This is a genomic window from Variovorax sp. SPNA7 (genome assembly GCF_033807855.1).
In the GTDB taxonomy this organism is placed as follows: Bacteria; Pseudomonadota; Gammaproteobacteria; order Burkholderiales; family Burkholderiaceae_C; genus Variovorax; species Variovorax beijingensis.
Window position 1 is genome coordinate 5,007,264 of sequence record NZ_CP138513.1, and the last position, 23,412, is coordinate 5,030,675.

Below are 23,412 nucleotides of genomic sequence, written 5' to 3' on the forward strand. Positions count from 1 at the left end.
TGGCCCTGGTGCGTTGTTTTTCTTCCTTCTCCTCTACTGCTCTTGTTCCTTAGCCCAGCAGGCCGTGCAGGATGTTCGCCACCGGGGTGAGAACGCTGCCGGTGCCGGCGGCCTGGTCCACCAGGCTGGTGATCGGGGTCACCACGTCGGTCACGATCGGAGCGGCGTCCTCCACGGTGTGCACCAGGCTGTTGTGGACGGTCTCGATCACCGGGGCGAGCGTCGGGGTTGCGCCGGCCAGGATGTCGGTCACGGGCTCTGCCACCTCGGACACGGCAGCCACCACGGGCTCCAGTGCCTCGCCGAGCGTGCTTGCGGTGTCGAGCACCGGCTCCAGGATGTTGGCCGCCGGGCCGCTGCCGCCCAGCAGGCCACCGAGCAGGCCGTCGCTGCCGAGCAGGCTGCCGACCAGGCCGTCGTCGCCCCCCAGGAGATCGCCACCGAGCAGGCCGCCGACGATGCCGTCTTCGCCGAGCACGCCGCCCAGCAGGTCACCGCCGAGCAGGTCGCCACCCAGGAGATCGCCGCCGAGCAGGTTGCCGACGAGGCCGTCTTCACCCAGCACGCCGTCGAGCAGGTCACCGCCAAGCAGGTCGCCGCCCAGGAGGTCGCCGCCGAGCAGGTTGCCAACGAGGCCGTCTTCACCCAGCACGCCGTCGAGCAGGTCCCCGCCAAGCAGGTCGCCGCCCAGGAGATCGCCGCCGAGCAGGTTGCCGACGAGGCCGTCTTCGCCAAGGATGCCATCGAGCAGGTCGCCGCCGAGCAAGTCGCCACCCAGGAGGTCGCCGCCGAGCAGGTTGCCGACAAGGCCGTCTTCACCCAGCACGCCGTCGAGCAGGTCACCGCCAAGCAGGTCGCCGCCCAGGAGGTCGCCACCGAGCAGGTTGCCGACAAGGCCGTCCTCGCCCAGCACGCCATCGAGCAGATCACCGCCAAGCAGATCGCCACCCAGCAAATCACCGCCGAGCAGGTTGCCGACGAGGCCGTCTTCGCCAAGGATGCCATCGAGCAGGTCGCCGCCGAGCAAGTCGCCGCCCAGGAGATCGCCGCCGAGCAGGTTGCCAACGAGGCCGTCTTCGCCCAGTACGCCGTCCAGCAGGTCACCGCCAAGCAGGTCGCCACCCAGCAAGCCGCCGACGATGCCGTCTTCGCCCAGCACGCCGCCCAGCAGGTCACCGCCAAGCAGATCGCCACCCAGCAAACCACCGACGATGCCGTCTTCGCCGAGCACACCACCCAGCAGGTCACCACCGAGCAGATCGCCACCCAGCAGGCCGCCGACGATGCCGTCCTCACCGAGCACGCCGCCCAGGAGGTCACCACCGAGCAGATCACCGCCCAGCAAGCCGCCGACCACGCCGTCTTCGCCCAACAGGCCGCCCAGCAGGCCGTCTTCGCCGAGCACACCGCCCAGCAGGCCCTCGTCGCCCAGCAGGTTGTCGACCAGGCCGTCCTCGCCGAGCACGCCGCCGAGCAAGCCGTCTTCGGCAAGCAGGCTGCCGATGGCGCCGCCGGTGCCGAGCAAGCCGTCTTCGCCGAGCAGGCCACCGACCAGGCCGTCTTCGCCGAGCACGCCGCCCAGCAAACCGTCTTCACCCAGCACGCCATCGGTCACGCCGCCGAGCAGGCCGTCTTCGCCGCCGAGCAAGCCACCCAGCGGGCTTTCTTCGAGCAGGCTGCCCAAGGCGCCGTCGGCACCCAGGAGGTTGTCGACCACGCCGTCCTGGCCCAGCAGGCCGCCGGTGAGGCCGTCGCTGCCCAGCAAGCTGGACAGCGCGCCGTCACCGCCAAGCAGGCCGCCCACCACGCCGTCGCCGCCGAGCAGGCTGCCCACGGGGCTGCCTTCGCCGATCAGGCTGCCCAGCAGGCCCTCTTCGCCCAATACGCCGCCGACCACGCCGCCAAGGGCGCCGTCCTCGCCCAGCAGGCCGCCGACGATGCCGTCGTCGCCGATCACGTTGTCCAGCAGGCTGCCGATGGCACTGCCTTCACCGATGAGGCCGTCCAGCGCGCCGCCTTCGGCGAGCAGGCCGCCCACCAGGCCTTCTTCGCCGACGAGTCCGGCGAGGAGGCTGTCCTGGCCGAGCAGGCCGTCCACCACGTCGCTGACCACGCCTTCTTCACCCACGAGGCCGTCGAGCGCGTCGTTCAGGCCGAGGCTGCCGGTGAGGCCGCCCAGGATGCCTTCCTCGCCCACCAGGTTGTCCAGACCGTTCTGGAGCGCGTCGGTGACGTAGTCGACCTGCTTGACCAGCTGGTCGACCAGCGCACCCGTCGCGCCTTCGCCCAGGAGGCCGTCGACGATCGGGCTGGCCACGCCGCCCACGCCTTCAGCCACGGTCTCGACGAAATCGTCGGCCGGATCGAGCTGGTTGGGATCGTTTTCCGAGAAGTCGGAGCCGAGCACCGGGGCCAGCACGTCGTCGACCACGTCGGTCACGCCGTCGACCACGCCCAGCACCGGGTCGAGCGAATCGCCTAGACCCGCGGTGTCGCCGATCGAACCGACCAGGCCGCCGGCTGCGCCGTCGCCCGGATCGAGCAGGCCGTCGTCGCCATCGGCATCGGCGTCTGCGTCTGCGTCTGCGTCTGCGTCTGCGTCGGCATCGGCATCGGCATCGGCATCGGCATCGGCATCAGCGTCGGCATCAGCGTCCGCATCGGCATCAGCGTCCGCATCCGCATCCGCATCCGCATCCGCATCGGAATCCGCATCGGAATCAGAATCGGCGTCCGCATCCGCATCACCGTCGGCATCCGCATCGGCATCTGCGTCGGCGTCTGCATCCGCATCGCCCTCACCGCCGCCACCGCCGGCGAAGAACGGGATCACTCCACCGTCATCACCGCCACCGCCGCCCAGCGCGGCACCAAGCGCAGCGGCGCCCAGTGCGCCGAGTGCGAATTCGCCGAGGCCGAGGCCGCTGCCGGCCGCGACCTTCTTGGTCACGGCCAGTGCGGCCGCGTCGGCGTCGCTGTCGGGCGGGGTCACCTGCAGGTCGCCCGAGGCGACGTCCACGTTCACTTGTTCGAGGCCGCCCGGCAGCTTGGTCGAGCCGATGGTGGCGTCGGTGCCGCTGGTGAAGACGCCGGCCAGCGGCGCCTTGTTGGTGGCCGAGCCGGGGAACAGGACGTTGGCCTGCCCGCCTTCGGGAACGATCACGCGGTCACCCGCGATCAGGGTCTGGTTGCCGTCCACCGGAATGCGGACACCGTCGCGCATCACTGCGACGCCCGGCGTAGCATTGGACAATGTGCCCACGCTCGCGGGTGCCGCCGCAGCCGCGGCAGGTGCCGACGAGCTCATCGCGGCGGGTGCGCCGAGCGGTGTGCTGGTGGCTTGGGCGATGACCACAGGAGCAACGCCACTGGCGGCAAGTCCTTCGGTCGAATTGGTCGGTGCTTGTGGTGCGTTCATGACAGCCTCTGTGACAAAAGATGCATCTACAGGGGCAACTAGCGTGCCGCGCTGCCAACTCTTTTGAGCCACCGGTTCGCCAAGAACGCAAGCTATTGATTTATATGGATATTTTTCTGAAAAGCGATGTGCGTGCGGTCGGCCGGAACAGCGCTTTGGACACTGTTTTGGCCGTTCGTTACGTAACAATGTAACGTCCCGCTACCGGAACATCGGGCGCCTTTCGGGCCTGCGGGCACGCGGATTTTTCTTCCTCTTTTTCCTTTTCCAGCCTCTCCATACAGATATGTTCAATCCCTCCCAGGAAGACGTGCGCCGCTTCTTTTGCGACGTGTACGCCAAGCACCGCCAAGGCCTGCCGATGGAAGCGCTCGAGACGATTGCCGCGGGATGGATCGACGCGCACCCCGAATACCACGAGGACCTGGCCGACGCCGATGCCGCGGTGGCCCGCGTGTACGACGGCTCGAACGGCCGCGAGAACCCGTTCCTGCACCTGTCGATGCATCTTTCGATCAGCGAGCAATGCTCCATCGACCAGCCGCGCGGCATCCGCCAGGCCGTCGAGCTGCTGGCCGCCCGCCGCGGCTCGCTGCTCGATGCGCATCACGAGGCCATGGAGTGCCTGGGCCAGATGATGTGGGAGAGCCAGCGCGCCGGCCGGCCACCCGATGGCGACGGCTACGTGGCCTGTGTGCAGCGCCGCGCCACCAAGGACTAGCCGGCCTTCCGGGAAGGCAGCGCACCCTGCTGCTTCGCTCCCTCGCGCAGCAGCGCAGCCATGGCGCCGCGCAGCGCCGAGGGTTCGGCGTCGCTGCGCAGCAGCAGGCCCACGGGCTCGTCGGTGCCGGCGGTTTCGATGCGCAGCCGAACCAGCCGCTGGTCGGCCAGTTCGCCGCGCGCGGCGCCCAGCGGGGTGATCCAGACCGCATCGGACACCGCCACCAGGCCGCGCGCCACCGCGACGTCGAGCGTCTGCAGCGCGTGGGCCGGAAGCGCCAGGCCGCGGGCCGACAGGAAGCTCTCGGTGTTGTGGCGCGGGATGGTGCCCTCGCCATACACCACCAGCGGAAAGCCGAGCACCGCCTGCACCGACACCGCCCGGGTCGACCGCCCCGCCAGCGGATGGCCGGGGCGCACCGCAAACACCAGCGGCTCGGTGTAGAGCAGCTCGAAGCTGAGCCCGCCCATCAGGCGCGGATCGCTCATGCGGCCGGCCACCAGGTCGAGCTCGCCGGCGCGCAGTTCGTCGAGCAGCACCGGGTTGGCCGCGCTCTTCACCACCACCTGCACCGAAGGCCAGCGCTCGCGAAAGCGCGCGAGCGCCGCCGGCAGCAGTGCCGGCGCCACGCTCGGCAGCGCGCCGATGCGCAGCCGCTCCACGCGCTCGCCGGAGGCCGGCGCCACCGCCTGCGCGCTGGCGTCGATGGCCTCGAGCACGCGCAGCGCATGGGCCAGCAGCTGCTCGCCGGCCGGTGCGAGCCCCTGCACGCCGCGCCGCCCGGCATTGCCGCGCTCGACCAGGCGCGCCCCGACGATGGCCTCCAGCTCGGAAAGCGTCTTGGACACCGCCGGCTGGCTCAGCGACAGCCGCTCGGCGGCGCGCGCGAGATGGCGCTCCTGCGCCACCGCGACAAGGCAGCGCAGGTGGCGCAGCTGCACGTTGCGCACAAAGTCCTGGCGAAGATCGGCGGGAGTTTTCAATTACTGATGGTTATGCAAAACAGACCAATCTTCAATTTACATCATCGAACGCGGCTTCTAAAGTTCAGCTTCCGAATTCGATTCGTCCCACGACAGGAGACAACGACATGTTGACGAAAACACCGGCCATCCTCACCCCCCGCGACTGGGAAGCCCACCCCTCGTACATCTACCCCGGCTACAAGTCGACCGCGAAGCGCGGCCCGCAGAAGCCCCTGGTCCCGCTGAAGGCCTCGCTGGGCGAACTGCAGCAGCCGGTGTACGGCCACGACAGCATCGGCGCGCTCGACCACGACCTGACGCGCAATGCCCGCAAGAACGGCGAGCCGCTCGGCGAACGCATGATCCTCACCGGCCAGGTGCTCGACGAGCGCCGCCGCCCCGTGGCCAACACGCTGGTCGAGCTCTGGCAGGCCAACGCCTCCGGCCGCTACGTGCACAAGGTCGACCAGCACGACGCGCCGCTCGACCCCAACTTCCTGGGCGCGGGCCGCTGCCTGACCGACAGCGAGGGCCGCTACCGCTTCCTCACCATCAAGCCCGGCGCCTATCCCTGGGGCAACCACCCCAATGCCTGGCGCCCGCAGCACATCCACCTGTCGCTGTTCGGCCAGAGCTTTGCGAGCCGCCTGGTCACGCAGATGTATTTCCCCGGCGATCCGCTGCTGCAGTACGACCCCATGGTCACCGGCACGCCCGAGCGCTACCGCAACCGGCTGATTGCCGACTTCAGCCTCGACATCACCGAGGAAGGCTACGCGCTCGGCTACCAGTTCGACCTCGTGCTGCGCGGCGCCGACGAAACACCCTTTGAGAACCGCTGAGCCAGAAGGAGCACACACCATGTTGATGACCGCACAGGAAGCCGACTTCGGCCAGACCCCCTCCCAGACCGTGGGCCCCTACTTCGCCTACGGCCTCACCGCCGCGCAGTACGGCTACGACTTCGACCAGCCCTTCGACGCCGTGGTGGCGCTGGACAACGCCTCCGGCGAACGCATCCGCCTCGAAGGCCGCGTGATCGACGGCGACGGCAACCCCATTGGCGATGCGCTGGTCGAGATCAGCCAGCCCGACGGCGAGGGCCGCTATCCGCAGACGCCCGCCGAGGCCCGCGAGATCGGTTTTCGCGCCTTCGGCCGTGCCGGCACGGGCACCGATGCGCAGAACCGCTTCGTGTTCCACACCGTGAAGCCGGGCGCCGAAACGCCGGGCGAAGCCCCGCACATCAATGCGATCGTGCTGATGCGCGGCCTGCTGCTGCATGCGTTCACGCGCGTGTATTTCAGCGACGAAGCCGAAGCCAATGCCAAGGACGCCGTGCTGGCCAGCGTGCCGGCCGAGCGCCGCCACACGCTGATTGCCGAGCGCGTGGAGCAAGGCGGAGCGGTGAGCTACCGCTTCGACATCCGCATGCAGGGACCGCAGGAGACGGTGTTCTTCGACGTCTGAACACACCAACCGGCCCCGCAAACAAGAAAGCCCGCTCGATGCGGGCTTTCTTCATGGGACGGGGAGCGGCGCTTACTGCGGAGCGCGGTGGATGCGCGAATCCGGCACCGTCTTGAGATCGCCGGGCAGCGAGCTGATGTAGCTGGAGAGCGTCTTGAGCTCGGCGTTGGTGAACTTCTTGGGCTCGACCTGCTGCGCCATCACCGCATTCGAGCGGCCCAGGTGCAGGTTGTTCTTGACGCGGTACGACTTGAGCGCCACGAAGAGGTAGTCGGCATGCTGGCCGGCCAGCTTGGGCACCGTGCCGTCATTGGGCGTGTTGAAGTTGGCGCCGTGGCACTTGGTGCAGCTGTTGTCCTTGTCGCGCGACACCAGGGCCTGCACGTTCTCGGGCATGGGCTTGGCGAGCGCGGCCGGGGGCGCGTCGCCTTCCTTCAGGCCCAGCTGGCTGTAGTAGGCGGCCAGGTCGGCGATGTCCTGCTCCTTCAGGGTGTCGGCAATCGCGCGCATGGTGGGGTGCTTGCGGTCGCCGCCCTTGTAGGCGGTGAGGGCGGCGGCGATGTAGCTGGCGCTCTGGCCGGCGATCATCGGGACCTTGTGGATCTCCGGAAAGCTGGCCTGGTAGCCGATGATGCCGTGGCAGCCCACGCACATGGCAACCTTCTTGGCGCCCTCCTGGGCATTGCCCGTGACTTGCTGGGCTTGCGCCGAGACCGTCACGCAAGCGACAGCGAAGGCAAACATCGTGGTCAACAACTTGTTCATTTTGCGCGCACAATCTCGTGGAGATACAGTTTTTCGAATCAACATTCGATTATATGCAAGGGTCCTCCGGGAACCCCTTCAAGCCGTCCAAGTGGCTGCGCGAAGCGAATCGAGTGTGTTCTTTTCTCCACCCCGCCTTCTCCACCCTGCTCGCGTTCACTCATGAAATTCAAGGGCTCAGACAACTACGTCGCCACTCAGGACCTGATGCTGGCCGTCAATGCCGCCATCACGCTCAAGCGCCCGCTGCTCGTCAAGGGCGAGCCCGGCACCGGCAAGACCATGCTGGCCGAGGAAGTGGCGCAATCGCTCGGGCTGCCGCTTTTGCAGTGGCACATCAAGTCGACCACCAAGGCGCAGCAGGGCCTCTATGAATACGACGCCGTGAGCCGCCTGCGCGACTCGCAGCTGGCGGACGTGGACGGCGGCGAGCGCGTCAAGGACATCCAGAACTACATCGTCAAGGGCGTGCTCTGGCAGGCCTTCACGGCCGACCAGCCGGTGGCGCTGCTCATCGACGAGATCGACAAGGCCGACATCGAATTCCCGAACGACCTGCTGCGCGAGATCGACCGCATGGAGTTCTACTGCTACGAGACGCGCGAGCTCATCCGCGCCAAGCACCGGCCGGTGGTGTTCATCACCTCCAACAACGAGAAGGAGCTGCCCGACGCCTTCCTGCGCCGCTGCTTCTTCCACTACATCAAGTTCCCCGACGCGGAAACGATGAAGAGCATCGTGGCGGTGCATTTCCCCGGCCTGAAGCAGGAGCTGCTCACGTCCGCGATGAAGACCTTCTACGATGTGCGCAACCTGCCCGGCCTCAAGAAGAAGCCCTCCACCTCCGAGTTGCTCGACTGGCTCAAGCTGCTGGTGGCCGAGGACATTCCGCTCGAGGCCCTGCAGAGCAAGGACGACAAGGTGGCCGTGCCGCCGCTGGTGGGCGCGCTGCTCAAGAACGAACAGGATGTGACCCTGTTCGAGAAGCTGGTCTTCATGCAGCGGAACAACCGATGAGCGAATCGCCACGGCCGCATCCCACGGGCCAGTTGCTCAAGCTGGGCGTGGCCCAGGCGGTGCTGTTCGTGGCGGGTGCGCTGCTCGGCCGCTGGATCGGGCTCAAGCTGGGGCTCGATGCCTTCGGCCCCAATGGCTATGGCAACCGCGAGATCTTCGGCATCGTGCTGATCGGCATTGGCGGCGGTGGCGGCGTGCAGCTGGCCCGGGCCTGGTACGACCGCAAGTACGGCAAGCCGAGAGGCTGAAAAACAATCGCTGGGGATATTGAAGATGGCGTTCGTCGAACCTGTCACGCTGAAAGCCCGCGACCTGGCGCTGGTGCCGCTCGCGCTCGCCCATGAAGAAGGCCTGCGCGCCGCCGCGGCCGACGGCGAGCTCTGGAAGCTGCGCGTCACCTCGGTGCCCGAGCCGCACGAGACCCGCGCCTACATCGAAACTGCGCTGCAGGGGCGCGAGGCCGGCCACCGCTTTGCGTTTGCCGTGACCGAGGCCGAAACCGGCACCGTGCTCGGCAGCACCAGCTTCCATGACATCCTGCCGGCCGTGAAGCGCGTGGAGATCGGCTACACCTGGTATGCCCGGCGCTGCCAGCGCACCCACGTCAACACCACCTGCAAGCTGCTCATGCTCACGCACGCCTTCGATACCCTCGGCTGCAACGTGGTGGGCTGGCGCACCGACAATTTCAACTTTGCTTCGCAGCGGGCCATCGAGCGGCTCGGCGCCAAAAAGGACGGCGTGATCCGCGGCCATGCGATGCGCCGCGACGGCACCATCCGCGACACCGTCATGTACAGCCTCGCCGCGGGCGAGTGGCCCGAGGTGAAGGCCCAGCTGCTCTACCTGCTCGACAAGCCGCGAAGCTGAAGAGAAGCCCAAGGAAAGCCCGACCATGCTGATCGATTTCTTCTACACGCTGCGCTCGGCCAAGCTGCCGGTCTCGGTCAAGGAATACCTCACGCTGCTCGAGGCGCTGCAGGCCGACGTGGTGGGCCCCAACTCCGACGGCGCCTTCGGGCTGGACGACTTCTACTATCTCTCGCGCACCGCGCTGGTCAAGGACGAGAAGCACTACGACAAGTTCGACCGCGCCTTCGCCGCCTACTTCAAGGGCGTGGAGATGCTGGCCGACTTCACCAAGGAAGTGCCGCTCGACTGGCTGCGCAAGACGCTGGAGCGCGAGTTCACGGCCGAGGAAAAGGCCAAGATCGAGAAGATGGGCTGGGACGAGCTCATGGAAACGCTCAAGAAGCGCTTCGAGGAACAGAAGGAGCGCCACGAGGGCGGCAACAAGTGGATCGGCACCGGCGGCACCTCGCCCTTCGGCCACGGCGGCTACAACCCGCAGGGCGTGCGCATCGGCGGCGCGGGCAAGAACAAGAGCGCCGTGAAGGTGTGGGACCAGCGCGCCTACAAAGACTACGACGACAGCCAGGAACTCGGCACGCGCAACATCAAGGTGGCGCTGCGGCGGCTGCGCAAGTTCGCGCGCGAGGGCCACGAGGAAGAGCTGGACCTGGACGACACCATCCACTCGACCGCGGCCAATGCCGGCTACCTCGACATCAAGATGCGGCCCGAGCGCCACAACAACGTCAAGGTGCTGCTGCTGATGGACGTGGGCGGCACCATGGACGAGCACATCCAGCGCGTGGAGGAGCTGTTCTCGGCCGTGAAGACCGAGTTCAAGCACCTGGAGTTCTTCTACTTCCACAACTGCGTCTACGACTTCATGTGGAAGAACAACAAGCGCCGCTTCTCCGAGAAGTTCGCGACCTGGGACATCCTGCGCAAGTACAACAAGGACTACAAGCTCATCTTCGTCGGCGATGCGACCATGAGCCCCTACGAGATCCTGCAGCCCGGCGGCAGCGTCGAATACAACAACGAGGAAGCCGGCGCCGAATGGATCCAGCGCCTCACGCACACCTTCCCCAAGTTCGCCTGGATCAACCCCGAGCCGCAGGGCGTGTGGCAGTACCGCCAGAGCATCGCGGTGATGCAGCAGCTCATGTCCAACCGCATGTACCCGCTCACGCTGCGGGGCCTCGAAGAAGCAATGCGAATGCTTTCTAAGTAAGGCAGGTGCGAAGCCCGGAACTGTTTCCGGATGCTTACGGAACCGGCGCGCCTTGCTGTCAAAATCCGCCCATGCTCAGGGTGGTTCCAGTCATTGCGCCGGCGTGCTTGCCGGCCTTGCTTTTTTGCGGTGTCCTGCTTTTGCAGGGATGCAGCCTGCTGCCGAAGAAGGACAGCGCGCAGGACACGGCCACCCCCGCGCTGGTGCGCAGCAGCGATGGCGCGGCCGCCGACACGGGCCGCAAGGACGGCGAGCGAAGCGCACCGCGGCGCGACGCCTTCACCGTCGATGTGCGCGGGCCCGACACGGTGCGCGAATACCTCGCGCTGCACCTGGACATCCAGCGCTACCGCACGCTCGACGACCTGGGCGCCACCGAGATCTCGCGGCTCATGGTGGCAGCGGAGACCAACGCCCGCGAGCTGCTCGGCACGCTCGGCTATTTCACGCCCACGCTGACGCTCGAACTCAACGAAACGCCGGCCAGCGACAAGGCGCCGCGCGAGATCGTCATCACGGTGGAACCGGGCGAGCTCACGCGCGTGAGCAACGTGCAGATCAGCTACGCCGGCGCGATTGCCGACGACCCCACGGCCGAGGCCCAGCGCGATTCGATCCGCACCGCCTGGGCGCTGCGCGCAGGCCAGCCCTTCACGCAGCAGGGCTGGGACAACGCCAAGACCATCGCCCTGCGCAGCCTCACGGCCAGGCGCTTTCCCACCGGCAGCGTCGCGGTGAGCCGCGCCGAGGTCGATGCCGACCGGCACGAGGCCCGGCTCAGCGTCACCTACCAGTCGGGCCCGGCCTACCGCTTCGGCCCGCTCGTGCTGCGCGGCACCGAGCGCTACGACGCCGACGGCGCGCGCCGCATCGCGCAGCTCCCCACCGGCACCGACTACGACCAGCAGAAGCTGCTCGACGCCCAGCAGCGCCTGGCCAGCAGCGGCTACTACGACTCGGTGTTCCTCACGCTCGACACCGAAAGCGGCACGCCGCTGGCAGCCCCCGTGATCGCGCAGCTGCGCGAAGCCCCGATGCAGAAGGTGGTGCTGGGCGCCGGCTTCACCACCGACAACGGCCCGCGGCTGTCGGTGGACCACATCCACAACCGGCTGCCGCTGCTCGGCTGGCGCGCCGTGTCGCGGCTGTCGGTCGACCGCGACATCAAGTCGCTGGGCACCGAGTGGAACGCCATTCCCGATGACCGCGGATGGCGCTGGTTCGCGGGCGCCGGGCTCAAGAGCGAAACCTCGGGCAGCTACGTGGTCGACAGCGGCCGCCTGCGCAGCGGGCGCAGCAAGTCCAGCGGCCACATCGACCGCAGCTACTTCCTGCAGTACGACTACGCGCAGAACCGCGGCACCAACGCCCCGCCCTCGGCCTCGGCCGTGACCGCCAACTGGGGCTGGACCGGCCGCTATTTCGACGACAACGCCGCGCCCACGCGCGGCTTCGGCCTGGCGCTCGAACTGGGTGCCGGCTACACGCTGACCGGCGAGCGCCTGCCCTTCACGCGCACCTATGCGCGCTGGCTCGGCGTGGTGCCGCTGGGCTTCGCCGAAGACCGCGACGCCGCCACGCTGGCGCGCCGCAGCCGGCTCCAGCTGCGCGCCGAAGCCGGCGCGGTATCCGCCAAGGACAGCGCGCAGATTCCCTCCACGCTGATGTTCCTGACCGGCGGCGACACCACGGTGCGCGGCTACAGCTATCGCCAGATCGGCACCGTGCGCAGCGACGGCCAGATCGTGGCGGGCCGCTACCTCGGCGTCGTGAGCGCCGAATGGCAGCGGCCCTTCGTCTACAAGGACAAGCTCACCGAATGGGAGAGCGTGGTGTTCGTGGACGCCGGCGCCGTGGCCGACAAGCCCGGCGAGCTCAAGCCGAAGGTCGGCGTGGGCGTGGGCGCGCGCTGGCGCAGCCCGGTCGGGCCGGTGCAGGCCGACCTTGCCTACGGCGTGGACACGCGCAAGTTCCGCCTGCACTTTCGCCTGGGCTTCACTTTCTGAGCGCGCACCCATCGATGCAGACCGACGCCGAACCCCAGTCCACGCCGCCCGCTCGCGCACGGCGCTCGCGCACGCGGCGCGCGCTGCGTGCGCTGGGCTGGACGTTGGCGGGCCTGCTCGCGCTGGTGCTCGTGATCGGCGCGGCCGCGTGGTGGTGGATCGGCTCCAACCAGTCGCTGGCCTTTGCGCTGGCCAAGGCCGCGCGCTACCTGCCCGCCGGGCAGACGCTCGAAAGCCGCGAGGTCACGGGCTCGCTGCGCACGGGCGGGCGCATCGGCTGGCTGCGCTGGCAAAGCGAAAAGCTGGCCGTCGAGGTGCACGAGGCGAACGTCGGCTGGCAGCTCGCGCCGCTGTTCCAGCGCAAGCTGCAGCTCGGCGAGGTGCATGCGGCGCGCCTGCTCATCGAGCGCCGCGGCCCGCCGAGCGACACGCCCACCGAGCCGCTCGAACAGCTCGCGCTGCCGATCGAGGTCGAGCTGCCGTTCCGCATCGACGAGCTGCGCTGGACCGGCCCGCCCGCGCTCCAGGCCAACCAGCTCGCGGGCAGCTACCGCTACACCGGCGCGGAGCATCAACTGGAGGTCAAGGGCGTCGACATTGCCGACGGCCACTACAGCGCGCGCGTCAAGCTGCAAGGACCGGCACCCATGGCGCTCGACGCCGCGCTCGACGGCCGCGTGAAGGCACCGCTGGCCGAAGGCCGCAGCATCGAGGTGCTGGCCCAGGCCGCCATCAAGGGCACGCTTGCCGGCACCGATGCGCGGCTGCAGGTGGCCGCCGAATTGAAGCCGGCCGAGCCCGATGCCGAAGCCCCCATGGAAGCGAAGCTGCAGGCGAACATCGCGCCCTGGCTGCCGCAGCCCGTCATCGACGCCAAGGCCGATCTGCGCAACGTCGATGCGGCCAGCCTCTGGCCCGGCGCACCGCGCACCCGCCTGACCGGCACGGTCGAGCTGCAGCCCGACGCGGCCACCGGCCCCGCCGCCTGGCAGGCCTCGGCCAACATCCGCAATGCGCTGCCCGGCCCCTGGGACAAGGGCGCGCTGCCGCTCGAACAGCTCGAGGCGCGCGTGGGTTTCGACGGCACCAACTGGACGATTCCCGAAGCCACGCTGCGCGCCGGCGGCGGCCGCATCGATGCCGAAGGCCGCTGGAGCCCCGCGCCCGCACCCTGGCAGGCACGCGCCACCGTGCGCGGCGTGCGGCCCGGCCTGCTGCACAGCGAGCTGTCGGGCGCGCCGATCAACGGCACGGCCACGGCGCAGCAGCGCGAGGACACCATCGGCTTCGACCTCGCGCTGCGTGCCGCGGGCGGCGCCGGCAGCGCGGCCATGCCCGGCTTCGGCCTCGACCGCGTGCTCGCCCAGGGCCAGTGGAAGAACCAGGTGCTGGACCTGCGCACGCTGCGCGTCGAAGCCGAGCGCGCCAGCATCGGGGGCCGGCTGCAGGTGCGCGTGGCCGAGCAGGCCGCGAGCGGCAAGCTCGACCTCGTGCTGCCGGGCGGCGGCGCGCAACTCGAAGGCCGCATCGCGCCGGCGCAGGGAGCCGGCGAGATCAAGGCGCGCATCGACGACGCCGAAGCCGTGCAGCGCTGGATCGAAGGCCTGCCCGAACTGTCGAAGCTGTTCGCGGGCAACACCGCCAAGGGCTCCGCGCGGCTCGACGCCAGCTGGCAGGGCGGCTGGCAGACCATCCAGCGCCGGCTCGAGAACCCCAATGCGCCGGCCCGGCGCGGCGTTGCGGAGCCCAGCCTCAAGGCCACGCTCGGCGTGCCGCGCCTGGAGCTGCGCATGCCGGCTGCCAATGGCAATGGCAATGGCAATGGCGTGGCCACCACCATCCAGCTGAAAGACCTGCACGCGGACCTTGCCGGCAGCCTGGCGCAGGCCACGCTCGCGCTGCAGGGCGAAGCCAGCACCGGCACCCAGAAGCTCACGCTCGATGCGCGCGCGAGCGGCGGCCTTGCGGGCCCCAACCAATGGCGTGCGGCGCTCGCCAGCCTGCGCCTGCAGGCGCAGGACAGCGCGCGGCCCGCCACCGCCAGCGCACCCTGGACGCTGGAGCTCGGCCGCGAAGTCAGCGCCACCATCAAGACCAGCGGAAGCGGCAGCAGCAGCCGGCTCGATCTCGAAGCCTCGGCGGCCGCCGCCACCTTGCGCGGGCCGGCACCCGGCACCGTGCGCATCGAATGGCAGCCGCTGCGCTTCACCCGCAGCGGCACGGCGCCCGACCAGGCCTTCCGCCTGCAGTCCAAAGGCAAGCTGCAGGGCCTTCCGATGGCCTGGGCCGAAGCCTTCGGCGCCAGCGCCACCTTCAACGAGCTCGGCGTGACCGGCGACCTCATGTTCGACGGCGACTGGGACATCGACGCCGGCGACACCCTGCGCGCCCATGCGCGGATCGCACGCCAGAGCGGCGACATCCGCGTGCAGGCGGGCGAGGCCGCGCTGGTCACGCGCATCACGAGCCGCGGCACCGGCACGGCCAGCGAGCGCACGATGAATTCCGCCACCGCGCAGGGCACCACGCCCAGCACGCCGGCCGGCCTGCGCCAGGCCGAACTGCGGCTCGATGCGCAGGGCGAGGCCGTGCGCGCCACGCTGGCCTGGGACAGCGAACGCGCGGGCAAGATCGGTGCAGAGCTCAACACGCGCATGCAGCAGCGCGCGGGCGGCTGGCAATGGGCGCCCGATGCGCCGCTGGCCGGCAACATCAAGGCCACGCTGCCCAACCTCGGCGTGTGGTCGATGCTCGCGCCGCCCGGCTGGCGCGTGGCGGGCACGCTGGACGCCGATGCCGCGCTCTCGGGCAACCGCGCGGCGCCGCGCTGGAACGGCACGCTGGGCGCCGACAAGCTCGCGCTGCGCGCGCCGGTCGAGGGGCTCGACCTGCGCGACGGCCGGCTGCGCGCCACGCTCACCGGAGAGCGCATCGAGATCACCGAATTCACGCTCAAGGGCGGCACCGGCAGCACGGTGCGCATCGGCGGCCAGAGCGGCAACCGCAGCACCGCGGCCAGCCAGGCTGCGAGCGATGGCGGCTCGCTCTCGGCGCGCGGCGACATGGCCTGGGGCGCGGCCGGCGCCTCGGGCACGGGCATCCGCATGGCGCTGCAGGCCGACCTGCGGGCGCTGCGCGTGCTGGTGCGCACCGACCGGCAGGTCACGCTCTCAGGCAACCTGCAGGCGCGCCTGGACGCCGGCCAGTTCAGCGTGCGCGGCAAGCTCAAGACCGACCGCGCGGTGATCATCCTTCCCGACGAGACCGCGCCGAGCCTGGGCACCGACGTGGTGGTGCGCTCCGCCGCCAAGGACCGCGAAATGGCCGAGCAGGCCCAGCGCGATGCCGCGCGCAACGAGGCGCAGGCCGCCAAGCCGCAGACCGCGAAGCCGCCCGACATCGTGGTGAACTTCGACCTGGGCGACGACTTCGCGGTGCAGGGGCGCGGCATCACCACGCGGCTCGAGGGCGACCTGGAGATCCGCAGCACCCGGCTCGATGCGCCGCCGCGCATCACCGGCGAGGTGAAGACCGTGCGCGGCCAGTACCGCGCCTACGGCCAGCAGCTCGACGTGGAAACCGGCGTGGCCCGCTTCAACGGGCCCTTCGACAATCCCGCGCTCGACATCCTGGCCATCCGGCCCAACATTTCGCAGCGCGCCGGCGTGCAGATCACGGGCACCGCGCAGTCTCCGCGCGTCAAGCTCTATTCGGAGCCCGCGCTGTCCGATGCGGAGACGCTCTCGTGGGTGGTGCTCGGCCGCGCCTCGGCCACCAGCGGCGGCGAATCGGCGCTGCTGCAGCAGGCGGCGCTCGCGCTGATCGGCCATGTCAGCAAGGGCACGAGCGGCGGCAGCCTGGCCAGCCGCTTCGGCCTGGACGAACTCGGCTTCAAGGGCCCCGGCAACGGCGGCGACCTGCGCGAGTCGGCGGTCACGCTCGGCAAGCGGCTGTCGAAGGATTTCTATCTCACCTACGAACGCAGCCTGGGCGGCACCTTCGGCACCATCTTCATCTTCTACGACCTGACGCAGCGCCTCACGCTGCGCGGCCAGGCCGGCCAGACCAGCGGGCTCGACCTGATCTACACGCTCAAGTACGACTGAGCTGCGGGTCTGCCGCCTTGACCGCGGTAATTCACAGAGTTAAAAATCGTTAACGCCCTTCTAACAAGGAACGACGATGCACGGTGAAGGAGACAAGGGCGAGTGTTCCATGCTGGACCGTCAGAAGTACGACCCGCCGGGCTACTCGCGAACCACGTTCTTGCGCCACGCGCTGCAGTGCGTGATTGCAGTCATTGCAGCAGGCGCCGCGGTGGCGTCCCTTCCCTACTGGGGAGGCGACGACTTTCCGCTGATGGGCCTGATCGTCTACGTCGCAGGCATGGTGTTCGTTGCCATGCCGCTGTGCCTGTACTACGAGTCGCTGCTGCAGTCGCATGAAGAGCGCGTGGAGCGCGCGCGACACATGCTGGCCGCTTAGGCCTCCGCCTAGATCTCCGGCTTCGCCTTGACCACTTGCCTGAGGCCCGCAAGCGCGGGATCGACGATGGCCGCGTCCGCCCCCACCGCGTACACCGCATACGCCGGATAGAGAAACTCAGGCGTGCCGGGCACGCGGCGCAGCCGGCCCGATTCGAGGTGGCTGCGCACCACGTCGTGCCGGAAGTAGCCGGTGCCGCCCGCGGCCAGCAGGAACTCGCGCCCGAGCGGCCCGAGCCCGGCGCTCACCGCGGCGTTGGAGAGCTCGGGAAACGCGAGGCCGTGCTGCGCCGCGAACTCCGAGCCCCAGTCCACATACACGTAGTCCGCAGGCCGCGGCACGCGCGGGTTCTGCGCGGTCGTGACCATGACCAGCTTCTCCTCGATGAGCAGTTCCACGCGCAGGCCGGGCCGCTGCTGCGGCGCATAGGCAATGGCAATGTCGAGCACGCCCGCGGCCACCTTGTCGAGCAGGTCGTGCGGAAAGCCCACCTCGGTGCGGATGGCCAGCTGCGGCGCAGCCGTGCGCATCCACAGCAGCCACTGCAGCAGCAGCGGATCCCACAGGCTGATCTCGCATCCGATGGCGAGCACCGCGCGGCTGCCGATGGGCACCGCGACCTGGTGGCGTGCACGCTCCCACACCTGCACCAGCAGGGTCGCGTGCGGCAGGAACTGCTCGCCCGCCGCAGTGAGCACCGCGCCCGCCTTGTTGCGGACGAAGAGCGGCCGGCCCAGCAGCTCTTCGAGCGTTCGCACGCGTGCACTCACCGAAGTCTGCGTGACGTGCAGCCGCTCGGCGGCGCGCTGGAAGCTGCGCGTGTCCACGATTTCCAGGAACGTCCGGGCCAGGTTGATGTCCATGCCGCATCCTTTTTGAGTGCATTAATTTTGCACTCAACTGGCAATTAATATCGTTTTACTTGATGCGAACACGGGCCCAAGATGAAGGCATCCCAAGCAACCAGGAGTCGACTGATGCCCACCCTTCGCGAACCCTTCCATGCCGGCGCCACCGAAAGCCTTGCCGATGCCTTCAAGGCGCTTCTCGACGAAACCCTGATGCTCGTCGAGGCCCTGCTGAGCCCGAACAGGATCATCGGTGAGGTGGAGCAGATGCGTGCGCTGCAGGTTGCGGCGGACGACATCGAGCCGACCGATCCGGCGCGGGCCGAGTTGCTGCGCTCGCGCGCCTCGCGCATCGGCCTGCGCTGACGAGGTTCAGGCCGCAGCTTCGAACGGCACGATCTGCGAGATGAGCGCGGGTCCGTCGGCCAGCAGGAAGTCCTTGAAGGCCTGCGCCACCGGCGGCAGCCGCTTGCTGCGCCGGTGCACCACGTACCAGTTGAGCATCAGCGGAAAGCCCTGCACGTCGAGCACGCGCAGGCTGCCGGCGCGCAGTTCCTGGCTGATGGTGTGGGCCGACACGAAGCTCACGCCCATGCCCGCGATCACCGCCTGCTTGATGGTCTCGGTGCTGCGGATCTCCATTGCGATGTTGATGCCGCTCAAGTCGCCGCCAAAGCCCTCCTCCATCGAATGCCAGGTGTCCGAGGCCTTCTCGCGCACCACGAAGGGTTCGCGCATGAGCCGCGCCAGCGGGATGCGCGGCACGCCCACCAGCGGATGGCTGGGCGCCGCGACGATCACGTAGGGATGCGGCGCGAACGGCTGGTTGACGGTGTCCAGGTCGGTCGGAGGGCGCACCATGATCGCCAGGTCGGTGAGGTTCTCGGCGATGTGGGTCATGAGCCCTTCGCGATTGTGCACCGTGAAGTTCAGCGTGACGCCGCGGTGCCGGCTCGCAAACTCCACCAGCAGGCGCGGAAAGAAGTAATCGCCCGCGCTGATCACGCCCACGTTGAGCTTGCCGCCCGAGACGCCGTTGAACTGCAGCATCGCGTTCTCGGCCGCCTCGAACTGCTGGATGATCGCGCGGCTGATCTGCAGCAGCTCGGTGCCGGCCGGGGTCAGGTAGATCTTCTTGCCGAACTGCTCGAACAGCGCATTGCCCGCGTGCTCCTCGAGCTTGCGCACCTGCGTGGAAACGGCCGGCTGCGTCAGGTGAAGCTCCTCCGCCGCACGCGAGAAGCTCAGCAGCCGCGCCACCGCTTCGAAGACTTTCAACTGGCGCAGGGTCGCGTGCTTCATTCGGAAAAAGGTGGCTGCTGCAATCGAGCGGGCATCGTACTGCGCGCCAGGCCGCGCCCGGCAGAAGGCTAGGGTATGCGCGCCACGTGCAGCAGGTTGGTGGTGCCCGAGAGCCCGAACGGCAGGCCCGCGACAACCACCACGTCGCGGCCGGTGCTCGCGAAGCCCTCGGTGCAGGCATTGCGGCAGGCGCACTCGATCATCTCGGCCACGTCGTGCACGTCGTCGACCAGCACCGCATGCACGCCCCACACCATCGCCATGCGGCGCGCCGTGGCCACGTCGGGCGTGAGGCTGATGATGGGCACGGCCGGCCGCTCGCGCGCGGCACGCAGGCTGGTGAAGCCCGAGGAGGTGTAGGTGACGGTGGCGGCCGGCGCAAGCAGCGCAGCCACCTGGCGCATCGACGCGCACACCGCATCGGCCGTGGTCGAGAGCGAGGCCTCGTGCGTGGCGTCGATGCCGATGCGGTAGGACGCATCGGCCTCCACGCGCGAGATGATGCGGTCCATCATGGCCACGGCCTCGAGCGGATATTTTCCGGAAGCCGATTCGGCCGACAGCATCACCGCGTCCACGCCGTCGTACACGGCGGTGGCGACGTCGGACACCTCGGCGCGCGTGGGCACCGGCGCGGCAATCATCGATTCGAGCATCTGCGTGGCGACCACCACCGGCTTGCCGCGCTTGCGGCAGGCGCGCACGATGAGGCGCTGCAGCTCGGGCACGCGCTCGGGCGGCAGCTCCACGCCGAGGTCGCCGCGCGCCACCATGACGCCGTCGCACAGGTCGACGATCGCGTCGAGGTGGTCGATGGCCGCGGGCTTCTCGAGCTTGGCCATGATCCACGCGCGCTTGCCGATGATGGCGCGCGCCTCCTCGATGTCCTCGGGGCGCTGCACGAAGGACAGCGCCACCCAGTCCACGCCCATGGCCAGGCCGCAGGCCAGGTCGTCCAGGTCCTTGGGCGTCAGCGGCGAGATCGGCAGCACCACGCTCGGCACGTTGACGCCTTTGCGGTCGGAGATCGGGCCGCCGACCAGCACCGTGGTCTCGGCGAAGTCGGGGCCGAAGCTGTCCACGCGCAGCCGCAGCTTGCCGTCGTCGAGCAGCAGGTCGGTGCCCACCTGCAGCGCCGCGAAAATTTCCGGATGCAGCAGCGGCGCGCGGCGCGCATTGCCGCTGGTTGGGTCCATGTCGAGCCGAAAGGGCGAACCCGCGTCGAGCTGCGCGCGGCCGCCTTCGAAGGTGCCCAGCCGCAGCTTCGGCCCCTGCAAATCGAGCAGCACGCCGATCGGCCGGCCGAACTCTTTCTCGAGCCGCCGGATGGTGTCGAGGCGGCGCGCATGGTCATGCTGCGTGCCATGACTGAAGTTGAGCCGGAACACATCCACGCCGCGCTCGAACAGGGCGCGGATGGCCGGTTCGTCGGTGGTGGCAGGGCCCAGCGTGGCCACGATCTTCGCGCTGCGTGTACGTCGCATCATCCGTTCCATTTCATCGGTTGGTTACAGCGCACCCACCTCATGAAGGCAAACGCGGCCGCGCTGTTCTTCCATCGTACGCGCCAGCAGCTTGACCAGGGAATACACGGTGTCGATGTGCGGCGTTGGCGTGTCGGTGAGCCGGGCCAGCTCGACCACGGCGCCCACCAGCGCATCGATCTCGGGGGCGCGGCCGGCTTCCACGTCCTGCAGCATCGAGGTCTTGTGCTTGCCGACCTTCTCGGCGCCCGCAATGCGCTTGTCGAGCGTCACGCGGAATTCGATGCCCAGCTTGTGCGCGACCGCCTGCGCCTCCCGCATCATCGCGGCGGCCAGCTCGCGCGACGGCGGGTACTGGCAGATGTCGACCAGCGTGGAGTGCGACAGGCTGCTGATCGGGTTGAAGGTCAGGTTGCCCCAGAGCTTGAGCCAGATCTCGGCGCGGATGTTGTCGAGCACCGGCGCCTTGAAGCCGGCCGCGCCCAGGCAGGCCGAGACGCGGTTCACGCGCTCGCTCGAAGAGCCGTCGAGCTCGCCGACCGGAAAGCGGTCGCCCTCGATGTGCTTCACCACGCCCGGCGCCGTGAGCTCGGAGGCGGGATACACCACGCAGCCGATGACGCGCTCGGCCGGAATCTTCGCGGCCACCAGACCGGTCGGGTCGACGCTGCGCACCGGCGTGCCCGCCAGCGCGCCGCCGTGCTGGTGGAAGTACCAGAACGGGATGCCGTTCTGCATCGTCACCACCACGGTCTCGGGCCCGAAGAGCCTGGGCACGTCGTTGGCCACGGCCTCGACCTGGTGCGCCTTCATCGCGAGGACGACGATGTCCTGCGGCCCCGCCTGGTCGTAGCGGTCGGTGGCCTTGACGTTGCGCGCCACCTGTTCCGTGCCATCGGCACCGATGAGCTTGAAGCCGTTGGTGGCAATGGCGTCGAGATTCTTCCCGCGCACGATGAACGTCACGTCCTCGCCGGCCAGGGCGAGCTTTGCGCCCACCAGGCCGCCGATCGCGCCCGCTCCGATGACTGCTATCTTCATGTCGATCCCCAAGGTTGTTGATTCTTCCGGCGCAGGTCGGTCTCTCTCAGCCGAAGCGGTTGCCGAGCCTGCCGATGCCGCCGATCTCCACTTCGACCAGGCTGCCGGGCTTCATCGAGCCCACGCCGATGGAGGTGCCGCACAGGATCACATCACCGGGTTGCAGGGTCATGTCCTGGGAGATCAGGCTCACGAGTTGCTGGACCGAAAAGCGCATGTCGCTGATCGGATAGTTCTGCCGCATCTCGCCGTCGAGCAGCGTGGTGACGGTGAGCGTGGCGGGATCGAGGCCGGTGGCCACCACCGGGCCCATCGGGCAGAAGGTGTCGAAGCCCTTGGCCCGCACCCATTGGGCGAACGAGGCGTCGCGGTTCAGGATGTCGGCCACCGTGACGTCGTTGGCGCAGGTGTAGCCGAACACATGGCCGAGCGCATCCGCCTCGGACACGGCGGTGCAGGCCTTGCCGATGACGATGCCGAGCTCGCCCTCGAACACCACCTTGCCCTCGCACAGCGGCTTGCGGATGGGCGCGCCGGGCGCAAGGTAGGAGTTGGGCGCCTTCAGCAGGTAGAGCGGCTCGGCCGGCACCGCCAGCTTGAGCTTCTCGCCGAGCGCGTGGAAGTTGTTCCACAGCGCGATGACCTTGGTCGGCTCGGTGGGCGTGAGCAGCCGCACGCCCGAGAGCAGGAACACGCGGCCGGTCGGCTCCGGGCGGTCGAACATGTTGCCGCGGTGCTCGTGCACGGCATCGCCTTCGAGCGTGCCGAAGCCCGTTTCGCCGCCGTGTTCGAAACGGACCCATCGTTGCTGTTGTTGCTTCTGTTGCTGCTGCATGTCGCGCCTTCCTTTGGTTTCTGTTGGAGTGGTTCTGTGTTCAGTTCAGTCGAAGGGCAGGTAGTCGGGGATCACCAGCGACGCGAGCAGCTTTCCCATCTCCGCCGGGTTGTCGGTCACGTGGATGCCGCACTCCTTCATCACCGCCAGTTTTTCCCGCGCCGTTCCCTTGCCGCCCGAGACGATGGCGCCCGCGTGGCCCATGCGCTTGCCCGGCGGCGCGCTGGCGCCGGCGATGAAGCCGACCACGGGCTTTCGCATGTGCTCGCTGATCCAGCGCGCGCAGGTTTCCTCGTCGCTGCCGCCGATCTCGCCGACCATGATCACGGCGTCGGTGCGCGGGTCTTCGTTGAACATCTTCAGCACGTCGATGTGCCGCAGCCCGCCCACCGGATCGCCGCCGATGCCCACCACCGTCGACTGCCCGATGCCGAAGCCCGCGAGCTGGCTCGCGGCCTCGTAGGTCAGCGTGCCCGAGCGCGACACCACGCCGATGCGGCCCTTCTGGTGGATGTGGCCGGGCATGATCCCGATCTTGATTTCCTCGGGCGTGATGAGGCCCGGGCAGTTGGGGCCGAGCAGCAGGGTCTTGCTGCCTTCCATGCGGTGTCGGGTGCGGATCATGTCGCGCACCGGAATGCCCTCGGTGATGCACACGACGAGGTCGAGCCCCGCATCCACCGCCTCGTCGATGGCCGCGGCGGCAAACGGCGGCGGCACGTAGATCACGGACACGGTGGCGCCGGTCTCGGCCTTGGCTTCCTTGACGGTGCCGAACACCGGAATGCCGTCGAAGGACTTGCCCGCCTTCTTCGGGTTCACGCCGGCGACGAAGCACTTCTGCCCGTTGGCGTAGTCGCGGCACATCGCGGTGTGGAACTGGCCGGTCTTGCCGGTGATGCCCTGGGTGATGACGCGGGTGTGCTTGTTGATGAGGATCGACATTTTTCAGCCTCGCTGTTGTTCTTTTTC

20 protein-coding genes are annotated in these 23,412 nt (G+C 68.7%); 11 read left to right on the forward strand and 9 right to left on the reverse strand.

Annotated features, from left to right (window positions below):
- Positions 1–49: 49 nt before the first annotated feature.
- Entirely contained in the window at positions 50–3,418 is a 3,369-nt protein-coding gene (locus tag RZE77_RS23495) for a hypothetical protein (protein WP_319439500.1), read from the reverse strand.
- 286 nt (positions 3,419–3,704) lie between these two features.
- On the opposite strand from RZE77_RS23495, the gene RZE77_RS23500 reads away from it, so the two are divergent.
- Positions 3,705–4,139: a DUF1841 family protein gene (locus RZE77_RS23500; RefSeq protein WP_018906845.1), complete on the forward strand. Its 435-nt coding sequence runs from the start codon at positions 3,705–3,707 to the stop codon at positions 4,137–4,139.
- On the opposite strand, the gene RZE77_RS23505 is transcribed toward RZE77_RS23500, so the two are convergent.
- Complete coding sequence (locus tag RZE77_RS23505; RefSeq protein ID WP_319439501.1) at positions 4,136–5,122, reverse strand: LysR substrate-binding domain-containing protein; 987 nt, start codon at positions 5,120–5,122, stop codon at positions 4,136–4,138. The genes RZE77_RS23500 and RZE77_RS23505 overlap by 4 nt on opposite strands.
- Positions 5,123–5,229: 107 nt before the next feature.
- Between RZE77_RS23505 and pcaH the strand changes: the two genes are divergently transcribed.
- Both pcaH and pcaG read left to right on the forward strand, forming a co-directional pair.
- Positions 5,230–5,946: a protocatechuate 3,4-dioxygenase subunit beta gene (pcaH, locus tag RZE77_RS23510; protein ID WP_319439502.1), complete on the forward strand. Its 717-nt coding sequence runs from the start codon at positions 5,230–5,232 to the stop codon at positions 5,944–5,946.
- A 19-nt stretch (positions 5,947–5,965) separates the two neighbouring features.
- Complete coding sequence (pcaG, locus tag RZE77_RS23515; RefSeq protein WP_319439503.1) at positions 5,966–6,574, forward strand: protocatechuate 3,4-dioxygenase subunit alpha; 609 nt, start codon at positions 5,966–5,968, stop codon at positions 6,572–6,574.
- Between the two features lie 72 nt (positions 6,575–6,646).
- Here pcaG and RZE77_RS23520 read toward each other — a convergent pair whose 3' ends face one another.
- Entirely contained in the window at positions 6,647–7,339 is a 693-nt protein-coding gene (locus tag RZE77_RS23520; protein ID WP_319439504.1) for a c-type cytochrome, read from the reverse strand.
- A gap of 162 nt (positions 7,340–7,501) precedes the next feature.
- Here RZE77_RS23520 and RZE77_RS23525 point away from each other — a divergent pair, with 162 nt between their 5' ends.
- From RZE77_RS23525 to RZE77_RS23555, 7 genes are all read left to right on the forward strand, one after another.
- The gene (locus tag RZE77_RS23525; RefSeq protein ID WP_319439505.1) at positions 7,502–8,356 is read left to right on the forward strand and encodes an AAA family ATPase; all 855 of its coding nucleotides are present in this window, start codon (positions 7,502–7,504) and stop codon (positions 8,354–8,356) included.
- Positions 8,353–8,604: a hypothetical protein gene (locus RZE77_RS23530; RefSeq protein ID WP_319439506.1), complete on the forward strand. Its 252-nt coding sequence runs from the start codon at positions 8,353–8,355 to the stop codon at positions 8,602–8,604. The genes RZE77_RS23525 and RZE77_RS23530 overlap by 4 nt, the downstream gene beginning before the upstream one ends.
- Before the next feature lie 25 nt (positions 8,605–8,629).
- Positions 8,630–9,226: a GNAT family N-acetyltransferase gene (locus RZE77_RS23535; protein ID WP_319439507.1), complete on the forward strand. Its 597-nt coding sequence runs from the start codon at positions 8,630–8,632 to the stop codon at positions 9,224–9,226.
- A 25-nt stretch (positions 9,227–9,251) separates the two neighbouring features.
- Entirely contained in the window at positions 9,252–10,439 is a 1,188-nt protein-coding gene (locus RZE77_RS23540; protein WP_015867239.1) for a vWA domain-containing protein, read from the forward strand.
- Positions 10,440–10,510: 71 nt separating this feature from the next.
- The gene (locus RZE77_RS23545; protein WP_319439508.1) at positions 10,511–12,445 is read left to right on the forward strand and encodes an autotransporter assembly complex protein TamA; all 1,935 of its coding nucleotides are present in this window, start codon (positions 10,511–10,513) and stop codon (positions 12,443–12,445) included.
- A 14-nt stretch (positions 12,446–12,459) separates the two neighbouring features.
- Positions 12,460–16,551 carry a translocation/assembly module TamB domain-containing protein gene (locus RZE77_RS23550; RefSeq protein WP_319439509.1) on the forward strand — a complete coding sequence of 1,364 codons (4,092 nt, stop codon included), beginning with the start codon at positions 12,460–12,462 and terminating at the stop codon, positions 16,549–16,551.
- Positions 16,552–16,660: 109 nt separating this feature from the next.
- Complete coding sequence (locus RZE77_RS23555; protein WP_230537958.1) at positions 16,661–16,930, forward strand: hypothetical protein; 270 nt, start codon at positions 16,661–16,663, stop codon at positions 16,928–16,930.
- Positions 16,931–16,938: 8 nt separating this feature from the next.
- Here RZE77_RS23555 and RZE77_RS23560 read toward each other — a convergent pair whose 3' ends face one another.
- Positions 16,939–17,793: a LysR family transcriptional regulator gene (locus tag RZE77_RS23560; protein ID WP_319439510.1), complete on the reverse strand. Its 855-nt coding sequence runs from the start codon at positions 17,791–17,793 to the stop codon at positions 16,939–16,941.
- 114 nt (positions 17,794–17,907) lie between these two features.
- Here RZE77_RS23560 and RZE77_RS23565 point away from each other — a divergent pair, with 114 nt between their 5' ends.
- Positions 17,908–18,144: a hypothetical protein gene (locus RZE77_RS23565; protein ID WP_319439511.1), complete on the forward strand. Its 237-nt coding sequence runs from the start codon at positions 17,908–17,910 to the stop codon at positions 18,142–18,144.
- A gap of 6 nt (positions 18,145–18,150) precedes the next feature.
- Here RZE77_RS23565 and RZE77_RS23570 read toward each other — a convergent pair whose 3' ends face one another.
- From RZE77_RS23570 to sucD, 5 genes are all read right to left on the reverse strand, one after another.
- Positions 18,151–19,080 carry a LysR family transcriptional regulator gene (locus RZE77_RS23570; RefSeq protein ID WP_319439512.1) on the reverse strand — a complete coding sequence of 310 codons (930 nt, stop codon included), beginning with the start codon at positions 19,078–19,080 and terminating at the stop codon, positions 18,151–18,153.
- A 68-nt stretch (positions 19,081–19,148) separates the two neighbouring features.
- Positions 19,149–20,564: a pyruvate kinase gene (gene pyk, locus RZE77_RS23575; protein ID WP_319439513.1), complete on the reverse strand. Its 1,416-nt coding sequence runs from the start codon at positions 20,562–20,564 to the stop codon at positions 19,149–19,151.
- A 24-nt stretch (positions 20,565–20,588) separates the two neighbouring features.
- Entirely contained in the window at positions 20,589–21,605 is a 1,017-nt protein-coding gene (locus RZE77_RS23580) for a 2-dehydropantoate 2-reductase (protein ID WP_319439514.1), read from the reverse strand.
- A gap of 46 nt (positions 21,606–21,651) precedes the next feature.
- The gene (locus tag RZE77_RS23585; RefSeq protein ID WP_319439515.1) at positions 21,652–22,440 is read right to left on the reverse strand and encodes a fumarylacetoacetate hydrolase family protein; all 789 of its coding nucleotides are present in this window, start codon (positions 22,438–22,440) and stop codon (positions 21,652–21,654) included.
- A 45-nt stretch (positions 22,441–22,485) separates the two neighbouring features.
- Entirely contained in the window at positions 22,486–23,385 is a 900-nt protein-coding gene (gene sucD, locus RZE77_RS23590) for a succinate--CoA ligase subunit alpha (protein WP_319439516.1), read from the reverse strand.
- Positions 23,386–23,412 lie beyond the last annotated feature (27 nt).